21 protein-coding genes are annotated in these 18,772 nt (G+C 68.9%); 15 read left to right on the top strand and 6 right to left on the bottom strand.

What is annotated here, in order from left to right; all coding sequences use genetic code 11:
* Window positions 1–2: 2 nt before the first annotated feature.
* A complete protein-coding gene (locus tag BLT23_RS24595) occupies window positions 3–1,031 on the bottom strand; it encodes an NAD(P)-dependent alcohol dehydrogenase (RefSeq protein WP_090052573.1) in 1,029 nt (342 codons plus the stop codon).
* A gap of 91 nt (window positions 1,032–1,122) precedes the next feature.
* Between BLT23_RS24595 and BLT23_RS24590 the strand changes: the two genes are divergently transcribed.
* The 8 genes from BLT23_RS24590 to BLT23_RS40920 all read left to right on the top strand — a co-directional run bounded on the left by BLT23_RS24590 (window position 1,123) and on the right by BLT23_RS40920 (window position 7,398).
* On the top strand, window positions 1,123–1,707 hold the full coding sequence (locus BLT23_RS24590; RefSeq protein WP_090052571.1) for a TetR/AcrR family transcriptional regulator: 585 nt from the start codon (window positions 1,123–1,125) through the stop codon (window positions 1,705–1,707).
* Window positions 1,708–1,803: 96 nt separating this feature from the next.
* Window positions 1,804–2,292 carry a hypothetical protein gene (locus BLT23_RS40925; RefSeq protein WP_176946902.1) on the top strand — a complete coding sequence of 163 codons (489 nt, stop codon included), beginning with the start codon at window positions 1,804–1,806 and terminating at the stop codon, window positions 2,290–2,292.
* 2 nt (window positions 2,293–2,294) lie between these two features.
* Entirely contained in the window at window positions 2,295–5,117 is a 2,823-nt protein-coding gene (locus BLT23_RS24580) for a M48 family metallopeptidase (RefSeq protein ID WP_090052569.1), read from the top strand.
* A 102-nt stretch (window positions 5,118–5,219) separates the two neighbouring features.
* Complete coding sequence (locus BLT23_RS24575) at window positions 5,220–6,095, top strand: helix-turn-helix domain-containing protein (protein WP_176946901.1); 876 nt, start codon at window positions 5,220–5,222, stop codon at window positions 6,093–6,095.
* A complete protein-coding gene (locus BLT23_RS24570) occupies window positions 6,061–6,219 on the top strand; it encodes a DUF397 domain-containing protein (protein WP_245744140.1) in 159 nt (52 codons plus the stop codon). The genes BLT23_RS24575 and BLT23_RS24570 overlap by 35 nt, the downstream gene beginning before the upstream one ends.
* A gap of 102 nt (window positions 6,220–6,321) precedes the next feature.
* A complete protein-coding gene (locus BLT23_RS24565) occupies window positions 6,322–6,786 on the top strand; it encodes an SRPBCC domain-containing protein (RefSeq protein ID WP_090052956.1) in 465 nt (154 codons plus the stop codon).
* Complete coding sequence (locus BLT23_RS24560) at window positions 6,783–7,115, top strand: ArsR/SmtB family transcription factor (RefSeq protein WP_245744139.1); 333 nt, start codon at window positions 6,783–6,785, stop codon at window positions 7,113–7,115. The genes BLT23_RS24565 and BLT23_RS24560 overlap by 4 nt, the downstream gene beginning before the upstream one ends.
* 106 nt (window positions 7,116–7,221) lie before the next feature.
* Window positions 7,222–7,398 (top strand): hypothetical protein, encoded by a 177-nt coding sequence (locus tag BLT23_RS40920; RefSeq protein ID WP_176946900.1) that lies wholly within the window; start codon window positions 7,222–7,224, stop codon window positions 7,396–7,398.
* Here BLT23_RS40920 and BLT23_RS24550 read toward each other — a convergent pair.
* Complete coding sequence (locus BLT23_RS24550) at window positions 7,395–7,886, bottom strand: FBP domain-containing protein (RefSeq protein WP_090052561.1); 492 nt, start codon at window positions 7,884–7,886, stop codon at window positions 7,395–7,397. The two genes, BLT23_RS40920 and BLT23_RS24550, sit on opposite strands and share 4 nt — an antisense overlap.
* Before the next feature lie 66 nt (window positions 7,887–7,952).
* On the opposite strand from BLT23_RS24550, the gene BLT23_RS24545 reads away from it, so the two are divergent.
* The 4 genes from BLT23_RS24545 (at window position 7,953) to BLT23_RS24530 (ending at window position 12,569) form a co-directional block, all read left to right on the top strand.
* Window positions 7,953–8,519, top strand: a complete 567-nt coding sequence (locus tag BLT23_RS24545; RefSeq protein ID WP_090052559.1) for a TetR/AcrR family transcriptional regulator — start codon at window positions 7,953–7,955, stop codon at window positions 8,517–8,519.
* A 227-nt stretch (window positions 8,520–8,746) separates the two neighbouring features.
* Complete coding sequence (locus BLT23_RS24540; RefSeq protein WP_090052556.1) at window positions 8,747–10,204, top strand: hypothetical protein; 1,458 nt, start codon at window positions 8,747–8,749, stop codon at window positions 10,202–10,204.
* Window positions 10,205–10,653: 449 nt separating this feature from the next.
* Window positions 10,654–11,784: a hypothetical protein gene (locus BLT23_RS40915; RefSeq protein WP_090052554.1), complete on the top strand. Its 1,131-nt coding sequence runs from the start codon at window positions 10,654–10,656 to the stop codon at window positions 11,782–11,784.
* An 11-nt stretch (window positions 11,785–11,795) separates the two neighbouring features.
* The gene (locus BLT23_RS24530) at window positions 11,796–12,569 is read left to right on the top strand and encodes a pentapeptide repeat-containing protein (RefSeq protein ID WP_090052552.1); all 774 of its coding nucleotides are present in this window, start codon (window positions 11,796–11,798) and stop codon (window positions 12,567–12,569) included.
* A gap of 40 nt (window positions 12,570–12,609) precedes the next feature.
* Here the strand turns inward: BLT23_RS24530 and BLT23_RS24525 are convergent, their stop codons facing one another.
* The 3 genes from BLT23_RS24525 to BLT23_RS24515 all read right to left on the bottom strand — a co-directional run bounded on the left by BLT23_RS24525 (window position 12,610) and on the right by BLT23_RS24515 (window position 14,375).
* Window positions 12,610–12,819: a hypothetical protein gene (locus BLT23_RS24525; protein WP_090052549.1), complete on the bottom strand. Its 210-nt coding sequence runs from the start codon at window positions 12,817–12,819 to the stop codon at window positions 12,610–12,612.
* 119 nt (window positions 12,820–12,938) lie between these two features.
* Window positions 12,939–13,703 (bottom strand): alpha/beta fold hydrolase, encoded by a 765-nt coding sequence (locus BLT23_RS24520; RefSeq protein WP_090052547.1) that lies wholly within the window; start codon window positions 13,701–13,703, stop codon window positions 12,939–12,941.
* A 141-nt stretch (window positions 13,704–13,844) separates the two neighbouring features.
* Entirely contained in the window at window positions 13,845–14,375 is a 531-nt protein-coding gene (locus BLT23_RS24515) for a TetR/AcrR family transcriptional regulator (RefSeq protein WP_245744138.1), read from the bottom strand.
* Between the two features lie 86 nt (window positions 14,376–14,461).
* Between BLT23_RS24515 and BLT23_RS24510 the strand changes: the two genes are divergently transcribed.
* On the top strand, window positions 14,462–15,670 hold the full coding sequence (locus BLT23_RS24510; RefSeq protein WP_090052544.1) for an FAD-dependent monooxygenase: 1,209 nt from the start codon (window positions 14,462–14,464) through the stop codon (window positions 15,668–15,670).
* 12 nt (window positions 15,671–15,682) lie between these two features.
* Here the strand turns inward: BLT23_RS24510 and BLT23_RS24505 are convergent, their stop codons facing one another.
* A complete protein-coding gene (locus BLT23_RS24505; protein ID WP_090052542.1) occupies window positions 15,683–17,341 on the bottom strand; it encodes a M14 family metallopeptidase in 1,659 nt (552 codons plus the stop codon).
* Between the two features lie 188 nt (window positions 17,342–17,529).
* On the opposite strand from BLT23_RS24505, the gene BLT23_RS24500 reads away from it, so the two are divergent.
* The gene (locus tag BLT23_RS24500) at window positions 17,530–18,120 is read left to right on the top strand and encodes a DinB family protein (RefSeq protein ID WP_090052948.1); all 591 of its coding nucleotides are present in this window, start codon (window positions 17,530–17,532) and stop codon (window positions 18,118–18,120) included.
* Window positions 18,121–18,172: 52 nt separating this feature from the next.
* The gene (locus tag BLT23_RS24495; RefSeq protein WP_090052540.1) at window positions 18,173–18,748 is read left to right on the top strand and encodes a pyridoxamine 5'-phosphate oxidase family protein; all 576 of its coding nucleotides are present in this window, start codon (window positions 18,173–18,175) and stop codon (window positions 18,746–18,748) included.
* Window positions 18,749–18,772 lie beyond the last annotated feature (24 nt).

Here is an 18,772-nt window from a genome sequence, read left to right as displayed (position 1 = left end):
ACTCAGTCCAGGTCGGACAGGTCGAGCACGAACCGGTGCCGCACGTCGCCCCGCCCGAGCCGGTCCAGCGCCTCGCCCACCCGCGCCGACGGCAGGACCTCGACGTCCGCGGCGACCCCGTGCTCCGCGCAGAACTCCAGCATGGCCGCGGTCGCGGGCACCCCGCCGCTGCCGCCGGAGCTGAGCTTCTTGCGTCCCACCAGCAGGTCCAGCGTCTCCACGGTCATCGACCCGAGGTGGCCGACCTGGCTCAGGGTGCCGTCCATCGCCACCAGCCGCAGGTACGGGCTGACGTCGTGCGGCACGGGCACGGTGTCGACCAGCACGTCGAACCGGTCGCGTGACGCCGCCACACTCGCCGCGTCGGTGGAGACGACCAGGTCCCGCGCGCCGAGCTTGATCGCCTCGGCCTCGCGGTCCGCCGAGCGGCTCACCACCGACACCTCGGCGCCCATCGCCGCGGCGAGCTTCACCGCGAGGTGACCGAGACCGCCCAGCCCCGCCACCGCGACCCGCGTCCCCGGACCGACGTCCAACGCGCGCAACGGCTCCCACACGGTGATCCCGGCGCACATCAACGGCGCCGCTGCCGCCGGGTCGAGCCCGGAGGGCAGGGGATAGGCGAACTTCTCGCGCACGACGTACTCCCGTGAGAACCCGCCCAGCGTCGTCGTCCCGTCGTGACGGTCCGTGCCGCCGTAGGTGAGTGTCGGGTAGGCGCGGCAGAAGTTCTCCTGTCCCGCCGCACACATGTCGCACTCCCCGCACGAGTCGACGATGTTGCCGACCGCGACCGCGTCACCGTGACGGAACCGGGTCACGTCCGGGCCTACCTCCAGGACGACGCCGGTGAACTCGTGACCCGGCACGAGCACCCCGCCGTCGTGGGAGTGGAGGGCGTGCAGGTCGGTGTGGCAGACCCCGCAGAGGTCGACGCGCACCGCGATGTCGTCGCGGCGCAGGTCGCGGCGAGTGATGGCGGCTTGGACGAGCGCCCCGTCCTGGGCCCTCCAGCCGGTGGTGCTTCGCATGAGCTCTCCTCAAACAGACTGTTCGGTCTATTTGAGCCTAGGCGCGTCCGGCCGCAAAGTAAACCGAATGGTCTGTCGTTAAGCTGGCGCCATGTCCGACCAGCAGCTGACCGCCCGCGGCGAGGCCACCCGGCAGCGCATCATCGACGTCGCCACCGCCGAGTTCGCCGAGCACGGGATCGCCGGCGCCCGCGTCGAACGGGTCGTCGCCGCGGCCCGCACCAACAAGGCCCAGCTCTACGCCTACTTCGGCAGCAAGGACGGCCTGTTCGACGCGATCTTCTTCGGCTCGCTGGACCGGATCGTCAACGTCGTCCCCATCGACGCCACCGACCTCGCAGGCTGGGCCGTGCGCCTGTACGACGAGTACCTGCGGCGTCCCGACCTCATCCGGCTCGCGACGTGGGCCCGTCTGGAACGCCGTCCGGCGGGCCTGCTCGTCGCCGAGACCGACCGCCGTGACGACGCCAAGCTGCGTGCCATCGCCGACGCGCAGCAGGCCGGACTGGTCCGCGACGGCGACCCGTTCGACATCATGGCGCTGGTCATCGCCATGTCGATGGCGTGGTCCCCAGTCAGCAACGTCTACGCCGCCACCGCCGACGAGCCCGCCGAGGAGCACGAGCGCCGCCGCGCGCTCCTGCGCGACACGGTTCTCCGCGCCGTCGCTCCCTGAGGTCGAATTCATCCATTTGGGATGCAACAAGTCGGCCGGTACGACACCTTTATCGACAAGGGGAATGTCGAGGGAAGGGGGAACGGCGTGCAGGACATGAGCACCACCACCACGGTCCGCGACGTGGTGCGATCGGTGGTCGCCCGGGTCGAGCCGGCGGAGCTGCCGCTGCTGGACGGGCTCGCCGAGTTCGACGACGAGACCGTCGTGCGCCGGCTGTCCGGCCGCGCGGGCAGGGAACCGCTCGGGTTCGGCCTGGGCGAGATCCTCGCGCTGGTCACACCGGTGGTGTGGCTGGTGCTCAACGAGATCGCGCAACGCGCCGCCGGAGCCGCCGTCGACGGCACCGCCAAGGGCGCGAAGCGCTTGCTGCGCAGGCTCACGGGCCGCCGTTCGCAGCAGGTCGTCCTGCCCGCGTTGACAGCGGACGAGGTCGCCGAGGTGCGCAGGCGGCTGCGTGAGCTGGCGGCGGCCCACGAGCTGGACGACGCCCTGACCGAGGAGATCGTGACGGCCGTCCTCGACCACATCGACCGACGACCACCCGACGAGCGGGAAGACGACGGCGGCGGCGCGGCGCGGTAGCCGTGGAGACCGCCTCCACCCAGGTCGACGAGCGCACGCTGGCGGCGGGCACCACGGCCCGGTTCCTGCTGCTCGCGGCACTGCTGCTGATGAGCAGCTGCCTGATGCTGCTCTACCTGTTCATCACGCTGACGGCCTACGACGCGGTCGGCTGTTCGCTCGCGGCCGGGGTCGACCTGTCGCGGGACAGCGTGCACGAGGTGGTCGTCAAACGCGGCCTGCAGTGGGAGGCGTACTTCTCCTGCATGACGCGCCACGCCGCGCCTCCTCCGTGGTGGCTGCCGGTCGCCTGGCTGACGTTGCTCGCGGTGCTGACCACAGCGCTGTTCCGGATGCTGCCGTGGTGGAAGTCCCGCCGGACCGTGCCGCTCGCGAAGATGGACCCGGACGGCGAGGTGCGCGCGGCGCTGGAGCAGCTCGTGGCCAGGGCAGGGCTGACGCGCACCCCGCGGTTCGTCGTCGACCCGGCGAAGCTGTCCCCGCAGGCCGTCGTCTACGGCCGCAACCGCCGCCCGGTGGTCCGCCTCAACGCCGGACTGCTGCTCAGCAGAAACCGCGACCCGAGGGTGTTCGAGGCGGTCGTGCTCCACGAACTGGGCCACGTGCACTACCGCGACATCACCATCACCTACCTCACGATCGCGTTGTGGCGGGTGTACGCGCTGGTGGCGCTGCCGCCGTTCCTGGTGTGGGCCGGTACGAGGCTGTACCGGTCCGCCGAGTCGCTGTCCGGTGCCGTCGAGGACCCGATGGTCACCAGAGGACTGCTGCTGACCGTCGTCATGACCGCGTTCGTCTACCTCGCGCGGGCCGACGTGCTGCGCCACCGCGAGTTCTACGCCGACCTGGCCGCCGTGCGCTGGGGCGCGGACCGCGAGGTCTGGTCGAGACAGGCCAGGGCCGAGCGGCGCCGCGCGGTGCGCGACCTGCTGAGCCTGCACCCCGGCCCGGCCGAGCGGCGCACGGCGCTGGTCAACCCGGAGGTCCTGTTCGGCCCGCGGCCGCTGCCGCTCGTGCTGACCGGCGCCGCGGCGATGGTGTTCAGCACCCAGGTGATCCAGGCCCTCACCGTGTACGTCCAGCTCAGCCGGTGGGTCCAGTACGCGGGCGCGGCCGTGGCGGCGGCACTGGTGGTGGGCGTGGCCGGGGTGGCGCTGTGGCGCGCGGTCGTCCACGCGGTCCTCACCGGCCACCGCGTCCCCTCCGGCCTGCGGGCAGGGACGTGGCTGGGACTCGGCATGGTCCTCGGCGGGGTGATCACCGGCCAGGGCACGGCCATCACCGTGTGGGTGCCGGACCGGCCGGTCTTCCTCCTGCTGGTGCTGCTGACGGCCGTGGTGTTCGCGTGCTGGACGACGCGGTGCGCGGTGCTGTGGGTCAGCGTCTGGCGCGGACGCACCCTGCGCCCCGTGCTCGCGCTGAGCCTCACCGCCGCCACCCTCGCCCTCGCGACCTGGTTCTCCTGGTGGCAGGCGCTGGGCGTCGCCCTCGTCTCCGGCATGACGTTCGACCTCGCCGGCACCCGGGACATCCTCGCCACCAACTACCTCGGCAGAACCTCCGACTCACCGCCCCTGGCGACCGTCGACCGCCTGCACGCCGGATGGCACCTGGCCATCGACAACCTCGCCGGACCACCCCTTGCCCTCATCTCGGTCATCGGCCTGTGGGCCGTTCTCCTCCTCGCGTGGCTCGTGCGACCGGCCGGGGGAGCGGCGTGGGCCCGTGCCGCCGCCGACTCCCCCGCGGAAACCGTGGTGGGCACCCCGTTACCCCCGCTGCGCAAGGTGCTGCTGCCCGCCCTGCTCGGCGGCGCCGTCGCGTGGGCGGCCGTCGCCGCGGTTGCTGCCTACCTGCACGTCCGCATCGCCACGGAAGTCTCGGCGACCAGGTTCTTCACCGTCCACCTGACGCTGACGGTGCTGTCGGTGGTCGCCGGCGCCACGATCGCCTCCGCCGTGGCGTGCGCATGGACACGGACGCACCGCCTGCCCGTCGCACTCGTCTCCGGCCAGGTGGCGGTCCTGCTCGGACTGGCGGGCGTCTACCTGCGCGCGGCCCTGGACGGCTGCGCCGGGGTGATCTCGATCGACAGAACCACCTGCGGCTGGAACCCGTGGCCCGTGCAGCCGACCTTCACCTTCTTCGTGACCCCGTCGATCGTGCTGGGCCTCGTCGCGAGCACGACCGTCGCCGCCGTCCTCGCGGCTCTGCCCCGCACCACCCGGCACCAGGCGACCCGCGGCATGTTCGTCCGCCGCACGGTCGTGACCGCCCTGTGCCTCACCGCCCTCGGCCTGGGCGTCACCCGCGCGGTCGCGCTGTCACCCCAGGCCGCCACCATGCCCACGGCCTCCGCCCTGCAACGCGAAGCACGCCAGTGGCTGGACGACGCGACACCCTCCAGACCACCGACCCCCGACGTGCTGGCACTGCAGATCGACGCCTGGGCCGACCTGGGCGGCGACGACCTGATGAACCGCTTCTACCGCAACCGCCGCCACGCCTTCGCCGCCGTCACCGCGTACGTAGACAGCGGCCAGCGCGGCGTGACAGGACTCGGAGATGTCCGTCCACTGTGCACGGACATCTCCGAGATGGCGAAGGACGCGGTGCGCTACTTCCGCGTACCAGACCCGGAAACCCACATCGTGTGGCAGCAGTTCGTAGTGCAGGCGTGGCGCGCCTCCCAAACCTGCACGAAAGCGTTGGACGAGCAGAACTACGTCGACTTCAACACCTCCATGCGCGGCCTCACCGAGGCGGGCACGACCGGCGACCGGGTCGACGACCGCCTCGACGCCCTGCTGGAAGCGGGCAGGTGAGGGGTGCCAGCCCAGTGTGGAAGGCCGCCAAACACCATGCTTTCCGGTCGTCCCGAGCGGAAACACTGGCCCCAAACGGAACCCGGCCTCTACCGTCCCGGCATGCCTCTGCGGAGATCCACTGTGCGCGGCCGCGAGTTCGGCGACGCGATCCGGGCGCTGCTGCGCGCGGCCGGCCTGACCAACCGCGCGGTGGCCGAACTGCTCGGCTGGCAGGAAGCCAAGGTCTCGGAACTGATCAACGGCAAAGAGGGCACGTCCGACGTCGACCTCGCCAAGCTCCTCGGCCTGCTGCGCACCCCACCCGACGAGTTCGACCACCTGATGGCCCTGCACCACGAGACCCACATCCGAGACTGGTTGCAGCCCAAGGGGTCCGGCGCGCCGGACCGGGCACGCACCCTCCGGGAGCACGAGAGGATCGCATCGGAGATCACGGGCTGGTCGATGAACGTGGTCCACGGCCTGCTGCAGGTGCCCGGCTACACCCGCCACCTCGCCGACTCGGCGGTGAACCTCCAGGACGACGTCGACACCGTCGTGCACAGCCGGTCGATGCGGCAGCGAGCCGTTCTCGACGGCTATCGCACGGTCTCGATCTTCATGCACGAGCAGGCGCTCCGGTTGCCGGTCGGCAACGCCGAGGTGATGGCGGAGCAGCTCCACCACCTGCTCCGCCTTTCGGTACGCCCCTACCTCACGATCCGCGTCATCCCCACGGCGTCGGGCCCGCACGCGGGCCTGGCCGGTGACTTCGACCTGCTCAAGTTCAAGAAGATCCCGCCACTCGTCTACCTGGAGAGCCACGGCGCCAATGTCTTCCTCGAAGACCGCCACTCCGTGGGCCTCTACGCCACGGTCATCAGATCACTCGGACGGAGGGCGTTGAACTCCGACGGGACGAGGAAGCTGATCACCGAGATCATCGGTGAGGAGGCTTGTGGTGAGCACGTGGCGGAAGAGCAGCTACAGCGCTAACGACGGCAACTGTGTGGAGGTGGGCAGGGGCATCGGCGTCCGGGACAGCAAGTCCCCGTCCTCCGAACTGTCCCTGACCGCCGAGCAGTGGTCACGACTCCTGCGCCAGGTGAAGTCGTCCTGACCCACCTTAGACGCAACCTTTGGTTGCACAATGCGCCCATCTGTGGCTAAGTTGATGAGCAACCAAAGGTTGCACGCCAACCCGAGCCCGGAGGTTCCTGTGTTGGAGTACGGAAGCATCGAGCGTGAGATCCGGATCGACGCCGCGCCCGAGGTGGTTTACGAGGTCGTCAGCTCGGCCGAGCACCTGCGCGAGTGGTGGCCCGACGACGCCGAGCTCGACGCCGTGCCCGGTGGCACCGGCACGATCACGTTCGGCGACCCGGCCTCGCCGGACGCGAAGGTCGAGCATCTCACCGTCGTGGAGGCTGACCCGCCGCGCCGGTTCGCGTTCCGCTGGGTCTACGACCAGGGCGCGACGCCTGCGCCGGAGAACTCGCTGCTGGTCGCGTTCGACCTGGTCGCCGCGGGTGACGGCACGCTGCTGAAGTTTTCCGAGACCGGTTTCCGGGAGCGCGGCTGGGAGGCTGCGGTGCTGGAGGCGGCCTACAACGACCACGTCAGCGGCTGGGACCACTTCCTGCCGCGCCTGGTCGTCCTGGCGAACAAGCTGGTCACGCGGCCGTGATCGACGACGATCTGTGGTCGGCGATCGGCGACCCGACGCGCCGGCGGATGCTCGACCTGCTGCTTCTGGACGGCGGCGGCACGGCGACCACGCTCAGCGAACGGTTGCCAGTGACGCGGCAGGCGGTCGCCAAGCACCTCGGCGTCCTGGACCGCGTGGGCCTCGTGCATGCGTCACCGTCGGGCCGCGAACGCCGTTACGAGGTGGACGAGCACCAACTCTCTCGCGCCGTCGCACAACTGTCCGCGGTCGGCGCGACCTGGGACGCCCGCTTGCAGCGGATCAAGCGCATCGCTGAACGCGTCCAACAGGAAAAACCGAAGTCATGACCTTTCGCCGATGACGACAGCTTGCCGTCATCGGCGATTTCATGCCCACTGGGCCCCGCACAGGTGCATGCTGGTCTCAACCACCTCTACTCGAGGACTGATGACCATGACGAGTGCAACGGCGTCCTCCCGCCACGACTGGGAGTCCGACCTGGAGCGCTACCGGACGAGAGCGGTGCACGTGCTGGACACGCACCTGCCCGCGACCACCGGCTGCAGCGAGTGCGGCGACCCGTGGCCCTGCGCCCGCGCCTGCACCGCGGAGCTCGTGCTGGAGCTCTAGGAGTTCACCCGGCCGAGGAAGGCGCGCACCCCGGAGACCAGCCGCTCGGCCTGGTCGTCGAGCGTGATCGCCTCCTTGAACCGGGAGCCGGGCCCCGCGCTCTTCTTCCCACGCAGGTACAGGGAACAGGCCAGGTCGGCGCACACGTAGGCGCCGACCGAGTTGCCCATCTGCCCGGACTTCCCGGCCTTGCGCGCGGTCATCAACGACACCCCGTCCCCTTGGTGCGTCGTCAGGCACCACGCGCACAACGTCTTGCGCGCATGCCCGGCCTTACCCGCTCGCCGCAGCGCAACCCCGGTCACCACTCCGTCGAGCTCGACGACGAGGTAGGACCGGTCCGGCGCGGCCGGGTCCCGCCACCCGAGGAAGTCGAGGTCGTCCCACGGCAGCGCACCGAGATCCCTGGGCACGTGCATCCGCTTCGCCTCGCCCTTGGTCAAATTGACGAAGGACGCGCGGATGTCGTGTTCGGTCAGCGGCTTCATGACGACCGACGCTAGGCTTCCTAGAGGTCCTAGGCAAATTATTATGAGCCCTAGGAAGGGTGACGCATGGCACGCGCGGGACTCACCGCCGACCGCCTGACCCAGGCAGCGGCGGACCTGGCGGACGAGGTCGGCCTGGAGAACGTCACGGTGTCCGCGCTCGCCCGCCACTTCGGCGTGAAAGACGCGTCCCTGTACTCCCACATCCGCAACGCCCACGACCTGCGCATCCGCCTCGCGGTGCTGTCACTGAGCGAACTGGCCGACCTGGTCAGCGAGGCGATCGGCGGACGCTCCGGCCGAGACGCCCTGGTCGCGTTCGGCTTGGCCTATCGCGGCTACGCGTCGTCACACCCCGGCCGGTACGCGGCCACCCAGCTGGCGCTGGACCCGGACGTGGCGGGGGAGAGCGCCGGCCGGTACGACGACATGGTGCGTGCGGTGCTGCTGGGGTACGGGTTGTGGGAGCCCGACCTGACCGACGCCGCGCGGTTGGTGCACAGCGCTTTTCACGGGTACGTGTCGCTGGAGCGGTCCGGCGCTTTTCACCGGCATCCGCGTGGGGTGGAGGCGTCGTGGCTGCGGTCGCTGGACGCGCTCGACGCGGTGCTGCGGACGTGGCCGACGGCTTGACCTGCCCGCAGAGGTAGTAATCGCCGCACCTCTGCCTGTCCGGACGAGACCTGCATGCCCCCGTTGAACGCGCAACCGTGAAGCACGACTGCTCCACGGGAGGTAGCGTGCACGCCCATTTGCCGAGATCCGGCCACACGCGAGCAGAAAGCCCCCCGCCGACCCGAACAGGATTACTGGCGCTGCAGAGCGCGGTCGGCAACCGTGCCTTGGGCCGCTTGCTTTCAGTGCAGCGCAACGTCGGTGTCGAACTGGAGGACGGGGACTGGACGGTCTACCAAGGATCAGGCGACCGCAGGAAGCGGGTCGACAAGACCGTGCCATTCGTGGTCCGCAACGAGATGCAAGTGCAGGCAGAAGATGCGATGGACCGGTCGGCAATCGAGATCGTGTCGCACCCGCCAGGCGTTGTGGACCTCGGAGACTGGGACGCGCTGAAGACGGAGATCGATGACACCGCGACCGAGCTCGACAAGTACGGGAGCAGCAGCAATCCGTTCCCCGCGACCTGGCTTACCGGAGGGAAACCCAACTTCTACTTGAAGCCGCCGGAGAAAAACAAGACTCCATCATTCCGTCCTTTCTTGCAGATGACCGTAGGAATGCCATTGGCGTTGATCCCGGAGCTAGGACGAAAGTTGCGCGAAAAAGGTGTCGTGGAAATAACCGGACCCTACGAATATACCGCGAGGAAGCTGGAAGAGAAGCCCGGTCCGATACGGGGTATCGACGAGCCGAGTGCCGAACTGACCGGCCTGCTCGAACTCGTGCGCAGCTACCTCATCGCCGGGGACTCGAAGAGCGGAGACCTATCTTTCAAGAACTTGGTGTACACCATGGCGCGCACCGATTTTGCGACCATGTTCGGGATGCTGCCCAAGCACGAGCAGCGGATTCTTCGCGCGGACCAGGAGTCTTGGATCGCTGCCGCGATGACCGGGCTGAAGCTCGGCGCTCCCGATCGCGAGTCGAAGCCGGTGTTCAACCAAACGTTCGAGTACATGGACAGGGGTATGTACTTCCCCTATCGCAACAAGACCACGAGGAGGGCGTGGCTGGAGTCGATGGCCGAACCTGAAGGACGCGATCTGCTGAGCGCCGGCGGCAAAGCAGGTGCCCTGGAGGAGGAAGAGCGCATCGCCGCGCTCCGCAAGGACATCAGACTTGCCAAGCAGACCGCGAAGGATCTCGAGGTCACCAATCCGTTCCGGCTCGACGCGAAAGAGCTCTTGCGTGTACTGGAAGAGCTTCATGAAGGACTGGGCGCCTACGGTAGGCGTGTCGACTACATCAGCTACGAGGACCGTCCAGGGTATGCGACCCCAGCCACGATCCTCGAGATACGCAACCTCAAACAGAACGTGGCGTGGCGCAAACTCATGGATGAGGTTTACCAGTGCTTCGACGAGGTGATCAGTCAGGGAGGCAAGCGCTCCTACACCAACATCGGGACAGCGGAGGGCAGGAAGAGAAAAGAGAAAGCATCGGGCAAGGCCACATACGCAGAGGAACCCGAGATGGGAGGACCTGAAAGAGGGGAACCTGAAATCGGAGAACCGGAAGGGGGAGAACCTGAGAAGGAGAAAGAAGAGGAAGTCGACAGGCCGCGGAGCCGCCGCGTCGAAGTGTTCGGGCGGCTTACCGGTTTCTTGAGGAAGCAGCCCGTCCGGCGTGATGACGGCTAGGACCGACAGTGACTTCCGCAGGTGTCTCGGCAACTCCTCCATCTTGGAGGTGTTCTCCCCTGGCCGCGCCCGATCAGCGTCCTGCGTCGCGAACGGACTGGTCAACGTTCAGGTTGCGTCGGCAAATTCAGATCCCGTCCCACGTCTCCGTGCACGGGTCAGCCTCGATGGCCGAGGCCAGAGGCGGGAGTTCGCTCACCAGCGTTGCGTCGTTCGGCAAGGCGGCAGAGGCTTGATCGAGCGACTCGCGATGCATGGCCCCTCCTTCCCTCTCTGGCGACTTCACCAGGTTTCACCGGTCGTGTGCATTGCGTTGGACCGCCACCTGAACCCAGCCAACGCTGACCTCCGATAACGTTCACTTATCGGAGGTCAGCATTTTCTCGCCTCATTAGGTAGCGTTGCGTTGGATAACGTAACTGCACACGTAATTTTGCTACGATATTGCCGTGGAGACGAGCTGCAACTTCCCCGGCTGCGAACGACCTGTTTTCCGAGGTGGCGGGCCCGGCAGGCCGTCCGAGTACTGCGACCTGCCCGAGCACACGCGGTGGCGCGCCTGGAGGGAGCGGCAGAAGCTGGCGGAAACCCCCGAGCAAAACCTGGAGGTCGTCACCGTGACGAATCTCCCTAGGGTCTCCGGTACCGCCAAGATCAGGGCTGAAGAGCTTCTCGACCGCTTCCGGGTGCTGTCCGAGCAGATGTCGCAGACCCTCGGGCGGGCCGTCACCGAGCTGAACGCGATGGCGGACCCGAGTGTCGCCGAGAGTCAGGTCCAGGCGGCGGAGGCGGAGGCTGCCCGGAAGGTCGCGGAGGCTCAGGCCGAGCTCGCTGCTGCTGAGCGGCGCCGGCATGACGCTGAGCAGGCTCGGAAGGTCGCCGAGGAGGTGACCGAGCAGGCGGTGCGGGCGGCGGAGGAGGCTGATGCCGCTGTGGATGCCGCGCTCACCGAGCGGGACGAGGCTCGGCGGGCGGCTCAGGAGGCGGTGGAGCGGGCCGCGGCGGAGGTTGCCGAGGTTCGGGCGCAGGCGGCTGCGGAGGTGGAGGAGGTTCGGGCCGAGGCGGACGAGAAGGTGCGTCTGGCGCGGGAGGCGGTGGAGCAGGCGAAGGCTGATGCGGTGAAGCACGCCGAGCAGGCTCGGCGGCAGGCGGCCAAGGAGATCGAGCAGGCTCGGTCGGCGGCTGCTGAAGAGGTGGAACGGGCTCGGGTGGCGGTGGAGCGGGCCGAGGCTGAGGTGAAGGCGCAGGGTGCGGCCGCTGATCTGGTTCGGCAGGAGGCTGCGGACACGGTGAGCAGGGCGGCGAAGGCCCGGGATCTGGCGGTGGTGCGGGCTGAGCGGGCCGAGCAGTCGGCTGCGGATGCTCGTGGTGAGTTGGAGCGGGTACGGGGTGAGTTCGAGGCGCGGATCGCGCGGGTTCGGGAGGAGAGTGCGGAGCAGGTGGCGTCGGTGCGGCAGACGCTGGCTGTGGTGGAGGACGCTCGTGCTCAGACGTTGACCCGGGCTGAGCGGGCGGAGCGTCAGTTGGACGAGGCGATGGAGGAGCTGCGGGCGGCGCGGCGGGCGTCGGGGAGTCAGTAGGCTGGTCGGCGATGGACGAGTTGAAGGGCGACTGCGCCAACTGTTTCGGGTTGTGCTGCGTCGCGTTGCCGTTCACCAGGTCGGCCGACTTCGCAGCCAGCAAGGACGCGGGCACGCCGTGCCGGAACCTGCTGGCAGACCACCGGTGTGGCATTCACACCGAGTTGCGGCGGAAGGGCTACACCGGGTGCACGGTCTACGACTGTTTTGGCGCGGGACAGCGGGTGTCGCAGGAGGTGTTCGGCGGCGTCAGCTGGCGTGAGGCTGGGCGTGAGCCGATGTTCGCGGTGTTTCCGCTGGTCAGGCAGCTGCACGAGCTGTTGTGGTATCTGGCGGAGGCGCGGCGTCTCGACCCGCACGACGACCTGGACGCGGCGTTCGCGGAGGTTGACCGGCTTGGTGCCGGGAGTCCGGAGGAGATCCTCGCGCTCGATGTCGCGGAGGTCAGGGCGAAGGTGAACGTCCTGTTGCTGCGCACCAGTGAGCGGTTGCGGAGCAGTGCGAAGTCGTACCGGGGTGCGGATCTGATCGGGGCGCGGTTGCGGAACAAGAACCTGAGCGGTGCCGACTTCCGCGGTGCTTACCTGATCGGGGCGGACCTCACGAACGCCGATCTGTCGCGAGCGGACATGATCGGGGCTGATCTGCGGGGTGCCGATGTGTCGGGCGCGGATCTGAGCACGTGCCTGTTCCTGACGCAGCCGCAGGTGAACGCGGCGCGGGGGAACGCGCGGACGAAGCTGCCAGCCGTGTTGAGCAGGCCGGCGCACTGGACGGCGCGGTGAGCGTGCGGAACGGCTGACGCTGTTCCGCACGCTCGTGACGTCAGCGGACGTAGAGGTGGTAGATCCGGTAGTCCGCGACGAACTTGCACTGGTCCCATCCGCCGAACCGCAGGCCGATCTTGCATTCGGCGTCGAGCACGTCGATGGACTCGGACGACTTCTGCCAGCGCCAGTCCGCTGCCATCGCGGTGCTGCCGGTGGTCAGAAGGAGAGCGGCCACTGCGGCGCCGCACACGATCTTGCGCATCATGGGGAACTTCCTCTGTACGGGTTCGAACGAATTGCCCGACCGTATCGAGGAAGCTGTCCGAAAAGTTCTAGGGAGACGCTTCACGGTTGACCGGCTGTGATGGCGCGGTCGCGGTGTGGTCAGACGGACAGGCGTTGCTGGGCGACGGCGCGGGCGAAGCCCTCCACGTTGTCGATCATGATGTTGTGGCCGGTGTTGGGCACGGAGACGATCTGCACGCCGGAGGCGACCAGTTCGCGGCCGCCGCTGGGCGGGGCGTCCTCGGGGTGCAGGAAGACGCGCGGAATCTCCAGTTCCATCAGCAGTTTGCGCATGGTGGGCGAGGTGCCGCGGATGAGGTCGACGGCGCTGCGGTAGAGGGCTTCGCGGCCGGCCATGCGCATGGTGGCGGCCCAGTGCGGGCCCACGTCGTGCAGGACGCGGTCGTAGCCGTGGCTGAGGAAGTCGGCTTCGCTGTAGGCGGCGATGCCGCGGCTGCCGGGGGCACCCAGGGACGGGCGGGCCGGGTCGACGTGCGGGTCGACCAGGACGAGTGAACGGACCATCTCGGGGTGGCGGGCGGCGAGCACGATGGCGACGGCGCCGCCCATGCTGTGGCCGATGATCTCGTTGCGGCGCAGGCCGATCTTGGCGAGCGCGACGGCGAGGGCGTCGGCGTGGCCTTCCAGCGAGTAGGCGAAGCCGGTGGGGCGGTCGCTGATGCCGAAGCCGAGCATGTCCATCATCAGGCTGCGGCGGCCCGCGAGCAGGGGGTGTGCGACGGCTTCCGCGTAGTAGGGCGCCGACGACGCTCCGAGGCCGTGCAGGTACACCCTGGCGGGGGTCGCTCCCGGCACCTCGACCCAGCGGATGCGGACCCCAGGTCTGATCTCGACGGCGCGCATTTCTCTCCCGGCGGCGTGGTTCTTCGTGCGGACCCTACCCCGCGGTCAGGTGAGCGGAGACCGGTTTCGAGAGCCGTTTCTCATCTGGCTGGGGCTATCGCGTGATGATCGCCCACGAACGGCTTCTTGGGGAGAGGCCGATCAGTCGATCCCGAGTGCGGCGCATGCCGCTGTGACCGTTGCGTCGCGAAGTTCGTCGAACGGCGCGTCGGGGAACTGCATGGTGCAGTCCTGCATGCCGCCGAACGCCAGCACGGCGCGAGCCTGTTGCTCCAGGGTGGCGTCCGGGCCGTAGACGAGGGTGGTGAGGCGGGCGCGCCACGAGAGCACGACGTCGATCAGGCCGAGGTCGGCGAGGGTGGTCAGCTCGGATAACAGCAGCAGCATGTCTTCGCGGTGGCGGTGGTGGAACGCGAAGAAGCCTTCGACAAGCTCGCGGGCGGACACGTTCTCGCGGGTCTCGACGTCGGCGAGGAACCGTTCGCCGTCGTCGAGCAGCGGGGTGACGATGCTGCGGATCAGCTCCTCGCGGGAGGAGAAGTGGTAGTACAGCGCGGGTTTGGTGATGCCGAGGCGGTCGGCGATCTCCTGCAGGCTGGTCTGCTGCACGCCTTGGACGGCGAACAGCTCGCGCGCGGTCTGCATGATCCGCTGCTTGGTGTCGGAGGCCACGCGGCGAATATTACTTAACGGTCGGTAAGTCACGGTGCTACTGTCGCGCCCAGCGGCTTACCGACCGTTAAGTAAGGGGGGACGGCGTGCGGATACTCGTTTCCGGGGCCAGCATCACCGGTCCGGTGCTGGCGTACTGGCTCACGCGCAACGGGCACGAGGTGACGGTGGTGGAGCGGTCACCGGTGCTGCGCAAGACCGGCGGTCACGCGGTCGACCTGTTCGGGCCGGCGATGGTGATCTCCGAGAAGATGGGGGTGCTGGAGCGGGTCGAGGCGCTGGCGACCGGCACGGAGCGGCTGTCGTTCCTGCGCCAGGGCACCCGCAAACCGATCACCGGTGACGCGACGAAGCTGTTCGCGGCCGCCTCCGACCGGCACGTGGAGGTCATGCGTGACGACCTGAGCGAGATCTACCACGACGCCACGTGCGAGGACGCCGAGTACGTCTTCGGTGACTCGATCACCGCGATCGGCGAGGACGAGGTGAGCTTCGAACGGGGCGCGCCGCGGCGGTTCGACCTGGTCATCGGGGCGGACGGGCTGCACTCGAACGTGCGGCGGCTGGTGTTCGGCGAGGTCGCGAAGCACTTCACGGGCGCGTACCTGGCGGTGCTGTCGGTGCCGCGCGAGCTGGGGGCGCCGGGGGCGATGACCGGGCACATCGGGCCGGGGCGCAGCGCCGCGGTGTACGGGGCGCGGCACATCGACGACGCGCGGGCGGTGTTCCTGTTCCGCTCGCCGGAGCTGGAGTACCACCACCGCGACGTCGCGCGGCAGAAGCAGCTGCTGCGCGAGGCGCTCGCGGACCTGCACCCGCAGGTCGACGAGTGGCTGACCTACCTGGACACCGACCGGGCGTTCTACTTCGACTCGATCACGCAGCTGCGCGAGGACACCTGGTCACGCGGCCGGGTGGTGCTGGCCGGGGACGCGGCGTACTGCCCGGGGCCGGCGATCGGCGGCAGCACGAGCCTCGCGGTGCTGGGCGCGTACGTGCTGGCGGGCGAGCTGGGGGCGGGTACCGACCACGAGGCGGCGTTCGCCCGGTACGAGGACGAGATGCGCGACATCGTGCACGCCAGCAGGGAGTTCGCGCTGGGGATGGCGAAGACGATCATCCCCGCGACGCGGCTGGGAGTGTCGGCGCTGACGCGCGGGATGCAGGTGGCGACGTCGTTGCCGCTGTGGCTGGTGCGGCCGCTGGCGAAGCTCAACTCCAAGGGGATCCGGCTGCACGACTCGATGCCGGTGCGTGACTACGGGTGTCAGGACGCCGCGACCCCGGCGCCCTGACCCGTCAGCCGATCAGAACTGCAGGCTCCACTTGTCGATGTAGCCGGTGTCGAAGGTGGCGTTGTCGCGGACTCTGAGCTGCCAGGTGCCGTTGGCGACCTCGCTGGAGGCGTTGACGGTGTAGGTGGTGTTGATGTTGTCGGTGCTGCCGCCGGTGCGGTTGTGCAGCACGTAGGCGGTGCCGTCCGGGGCGATGAGCTCGACGCGCAGGTCACCGATGTAGGTGTGCTTGATGTCGACGGCGACCTTGAGCGCCGCCGGCGCGTTGCCCGTCACCTCGGTGACCGTGATCGGGGAGTTGACCGTGGTGTTGTCCCTGATCTGGACGTCGGTGGCGTTCTCGAAGTACTTGCCGGGCGGCGGTCCCTCGACGCCGCAGTACTGCTGCTGCTTGCCGATGGCCTCGTAGGGGCAGTCGGCGCGTTCGAGCAGTTGCAGCACGGCTTCCTTGTTGCGGGAGGTCTGCGCCGGGATGACCTCGTCGGGCGGGTAGAAGCCGCCGCCGCCGGCGCTGCCCGGGTACATCTCGAAGGTGTAGGCGAAGACGCCCTGCGTCCCCCACAGCCAGTCGGGGATCGAGCCGTCGGTGATGTAGAGGTCGCTGGACTGCTCGGGGGTGTAGCCGTTGCTGGCGGCCATGGACTGGCCGATGGTGGCGAACGTGTCGCGCTGGTCCTGGGTCAGGCCCGGCGCGATGTCGTCGTAGGTCCAGCCCCACGGCCACAGGATGAGCTCGCTGTAGGTGTGGAAGTCGATGGCGGCGGTGATCTGCTGCTTGCCGCCGACGTTGCGGCCGCGCACGAAGTCGGCGACGACCTTGACCTCGGGCGCAGACTCGGCGGCGGCGCCGCGGTAGGTCTCGGAGCCGGTGCTGCCGCTGGAACCGCCGCAGCAGCCCCACTTGTAGCCCCAGTTGCGGTTGAGGTCGGTGCCGACGTTGCTCGACCCGGCGTTGGGCTGCCGGTTCTTGCGCCACGACCGGTAGCTGCCGGTGGCGATGTCGTACTCGCCGCCGTCGGGGTTGACGTCGGGGATGATCCAGATCTCGCGGGTGTCGACGAGGCCCTTGATGCGGGCGTCGGTCGCGTACTGCGAGGTGAACGTGTTGAGCAGGTACAGCGCCATCTCGACGGTGAGGTGCTCGCGGGCGTGCTGGTGGTGGGTGAACAGCACCTCCGGCTCGTCCTCGTCGGCGGCGACGTTGTCGCTGATCTTGATCGCGACGATGTCGCGGTTCTCGTAGGACTTGCCGATGACCTGCTGGGAGACCAGGTTCGGGTACGCGGCGACGACCTGGTTGATCTCGGCGGTCATCTCGGCGTAGTTGTGGTAGTTGGAGTCGGCGGCGGGGAAGTCGAACGGGCCGATGTCGGCGTTCGCCTCCATCCGCTTGGGCAGCTCGGTGACCTCGAAGCCCTGGGCCCTGAGGTTGCGCACCTCGCGGCCGGTCGCGGTGATCACGACGATGCCGTGCTCCTCGACCGAGTCGATGGCGGCGCCGGAGCGGGCGAGCTGGGAGCGCTGCTCGGCGGTGCGGACGTTGCTGACCTGGTAGTTGGTCGAGGTCTCCTGGGCGTCCGGGGCCGCGCCGGTCGGCACGCCTCCCATGGCGAACACGACGCTCGCGGCGACGGTGACCCCGATCAGGGGTCTGAGATGGCTTTTTCGCATGCAGGGCAACCCTTTCGGACCACGGCAGGACATGGCTCCGCCATGTGTAGTGGGTGTGAAGCCCCACCGTCATCCCGCCATAGGTATGGGTCTTGCCGGGTGGGACGAGGCGCTGCGGCCAGGTGGACGCACGGGGTGGGTGGGAAATTCGCGGTCGCCGCGTGCCGGTCTCTGCGAAGCTGGCCGGCATGGCGCCCGATCCCAAAGACCACCTGCACCGCTACCTGCGCACCGCCCGCGAGGCCGTGCTGTGGAAGCTCGACGGCCTGTCGGAGTACGACGTGCGCCGTCCGCTGACACCGACGGGCACGAACCTGCTGGGGTTGGTCAAGCACCTCGCGACGACGGAGCAGGAGTACTTCGGCGCGTGCATGGGGCGGTCGTTCGGCGAGGAGCTGCCGTGGGTGGCGCTGATCGAGTCCGGTGAGGACCCGAACGCGGACATGGTCGCCACGCCGCGGGAGTCGCGGCAGGACATCACGTCGCTGTACGAGCGGGTGGCGCGGTTCGCGGACACGGTGATCGGCGAGCTGCCGCTGGACGCGCCGGGGGTGGTGCCGTGGTGGCCGCAGGAGCGCAAGTACGTGACGTTGCACCTGCTGCTGGTGCACATGATCGCCGAGACGAACCGGCACGCCGGGCACGCGGACGTCCTGCGGGAGGGGCTCGACGGCACGGCGGGGCTGCGGCCGGGGGCGTCGAACCTGCCGGAGCAGGACTGGGCCGCCTACCGCGCACGGGTGGAGCTGGCGGCGCGGGAGGCGTCCGGGCTCACCTGAGGCCGCCGGGAAAGGCACTGACAGGACGTGCCGCATGATCGATACTGCGGGCATGGGCAAGGAGTACGAACGCATCGAGCCGCGGCTGTGGGAGTTCATCGAGAACCAGAAGGTGTTCTTCGTGGCCAGCGCGCCGCTGGACGGCGCGGGGCACGTGAACCTCTCGCCCAAGGGCCGTCAGGGCACGCTGCGCATCCTCGACGACCGCACGGTGGCCTACCTCGACTTCGGCGGCAGCCACGCCGAGACGGTCGCGCACCTGCGGGAGAACGGCCGCATCACGCTGATGTGGTGCGCGTTCGAGGGGCCGCCGAAGGTGCTGCGGCTGCACGGCCGCGGTGAGCCGGTGTTCCGCGACGACCCGCGGTTCGCGGAGCTGGTGGCGGGGTTCGGCGAGGCGGACGGTCCTGCGCTGCGGGCGGTCGTGGTGGTCTCGGCGGAGCGGATCAGCGACTCGTGCGGGTTCGCGGTGCCGTTCATGGACTACCGCGAGGAACGGCTGATGCACGCGGAGTACTTCGGCCGCAAGTCCGACGAGGAGTTCCGCGAGTACACGAACAAGAAGCCGTACAACATCGAGAGCATCGACGGGCTGCCCGCGGTGCCGCTGCCGTTGCCGCCGCGCTGAGAATCCCCGCGCCGGGGGGCGGGC

It is taken from the genome of Lentzea fradiae, assembly GCF_900100955.1.
Taxonomy (GTDB): domain Bacteria; phylum Actinomycetota; class Actinomycetes; order Mycobacteriales; family Pseudonocardiaceae; genus Lentzea; species Lentzea fradiae.
The sequence above is the reverse complement of the archived record's forward strand: the minus strand, read 5'-3'. Positions and strand labels throughout refer to the sequence as shown.

Bases quoted from the DNA above. Each gene is read 5' to 3' on its own strand.
- BLT23_RS24595 (WP_090052573.1), bottom strand. From the start codon at position 1,031: ATGCGAAGCACCACCGGCTGGAGGGCCCAGGACGGGGCGCTCGTCCAA.
- BLT23_RS24590 (WP_090052571.1), top strand. From the start codon at position 1,123: ATGTCCGACCAGCAGCTGACCGCCCGCGGCGAGGCCACCCGGCAGCGC.
- BLT23_RS40925 (WP_176946902.1), top strand. From the start codon at position 1,804: ATGAGCACCACCACCACGGTCCGCGACGTGGTGCGATCGGTGGTCGCC.
- BLT23_RS24575 (WP_176946901.1), top strand. From the start codon at position 5,220: ATGCCTCTGCGGAGATCCACTGTGCGCGGCCGCGAGTTCGGCGACGCG.
- BLT23_RS40920 (WP_176946900.1), top strand. From the start codon at position 7,222: ATGACGAGTGCAACGGCGTCCTCCCGCCACGACTGGGAGTCCGACCTG.
- BLT23_RS24550 (WP_090052561.1), bottom strand. From the start codon at position 7,886: ATGAAGCCGCTGACCGAACACGACATCCGCGCGTCCTTCGTCAATTTG.
- BLT23_RS24545 (WP_090052559.1), top strand. From the start codon at position 7,953: ATGGCACGCGCGGGACTCACCGCCGACCGCCTGACCCAGGCAGCGGCG.
- BLT23_RS24530 (WP_090052552.1), top strand. From the start codon at position 11,796: ATGGACGAGTTGAAGGGCGACTGCGCCAACTGTTTCGGGTTGTGCTGC.
- BLT23_RS24525 (WP_090052549.1), bottom strand. From the start codon at position 12,819: ATGATGCGCAAGATCGTGTGCGGCGCCGCAGTGGCCGCTCTCCTTCTG.
- BLT23_RS24520 (WP_090052547.1), bottom strand. From the start codon at position 13,703: ATGCGCGCCGTCGAGATCAGACCTGGGGTCCGCATCCGCTGGGTCGAG.
- BLT23_RS24505 (WP_090052542.1), bottom strand. From the start codon at position 17,341: ATGCGAAAAAGCCATCTCAGACCCCTGATCGGGGTCACCGTCGCCGCG.
- BLT23_RS24500 (WP_090052948.1), top strand. From the start codon at position 17,530: ATGGCGCCCGATCCCAAAGACCACCTGCACCGCTACCTGCGCACCGCC.
- BLT23_RS24495 (WP_090052540.1), top strand. From the start codon at position 18,173: ATGGGCAAGGAGTACGAACGCATCGAGCCGCGGCTGTGGGAGTTCATC.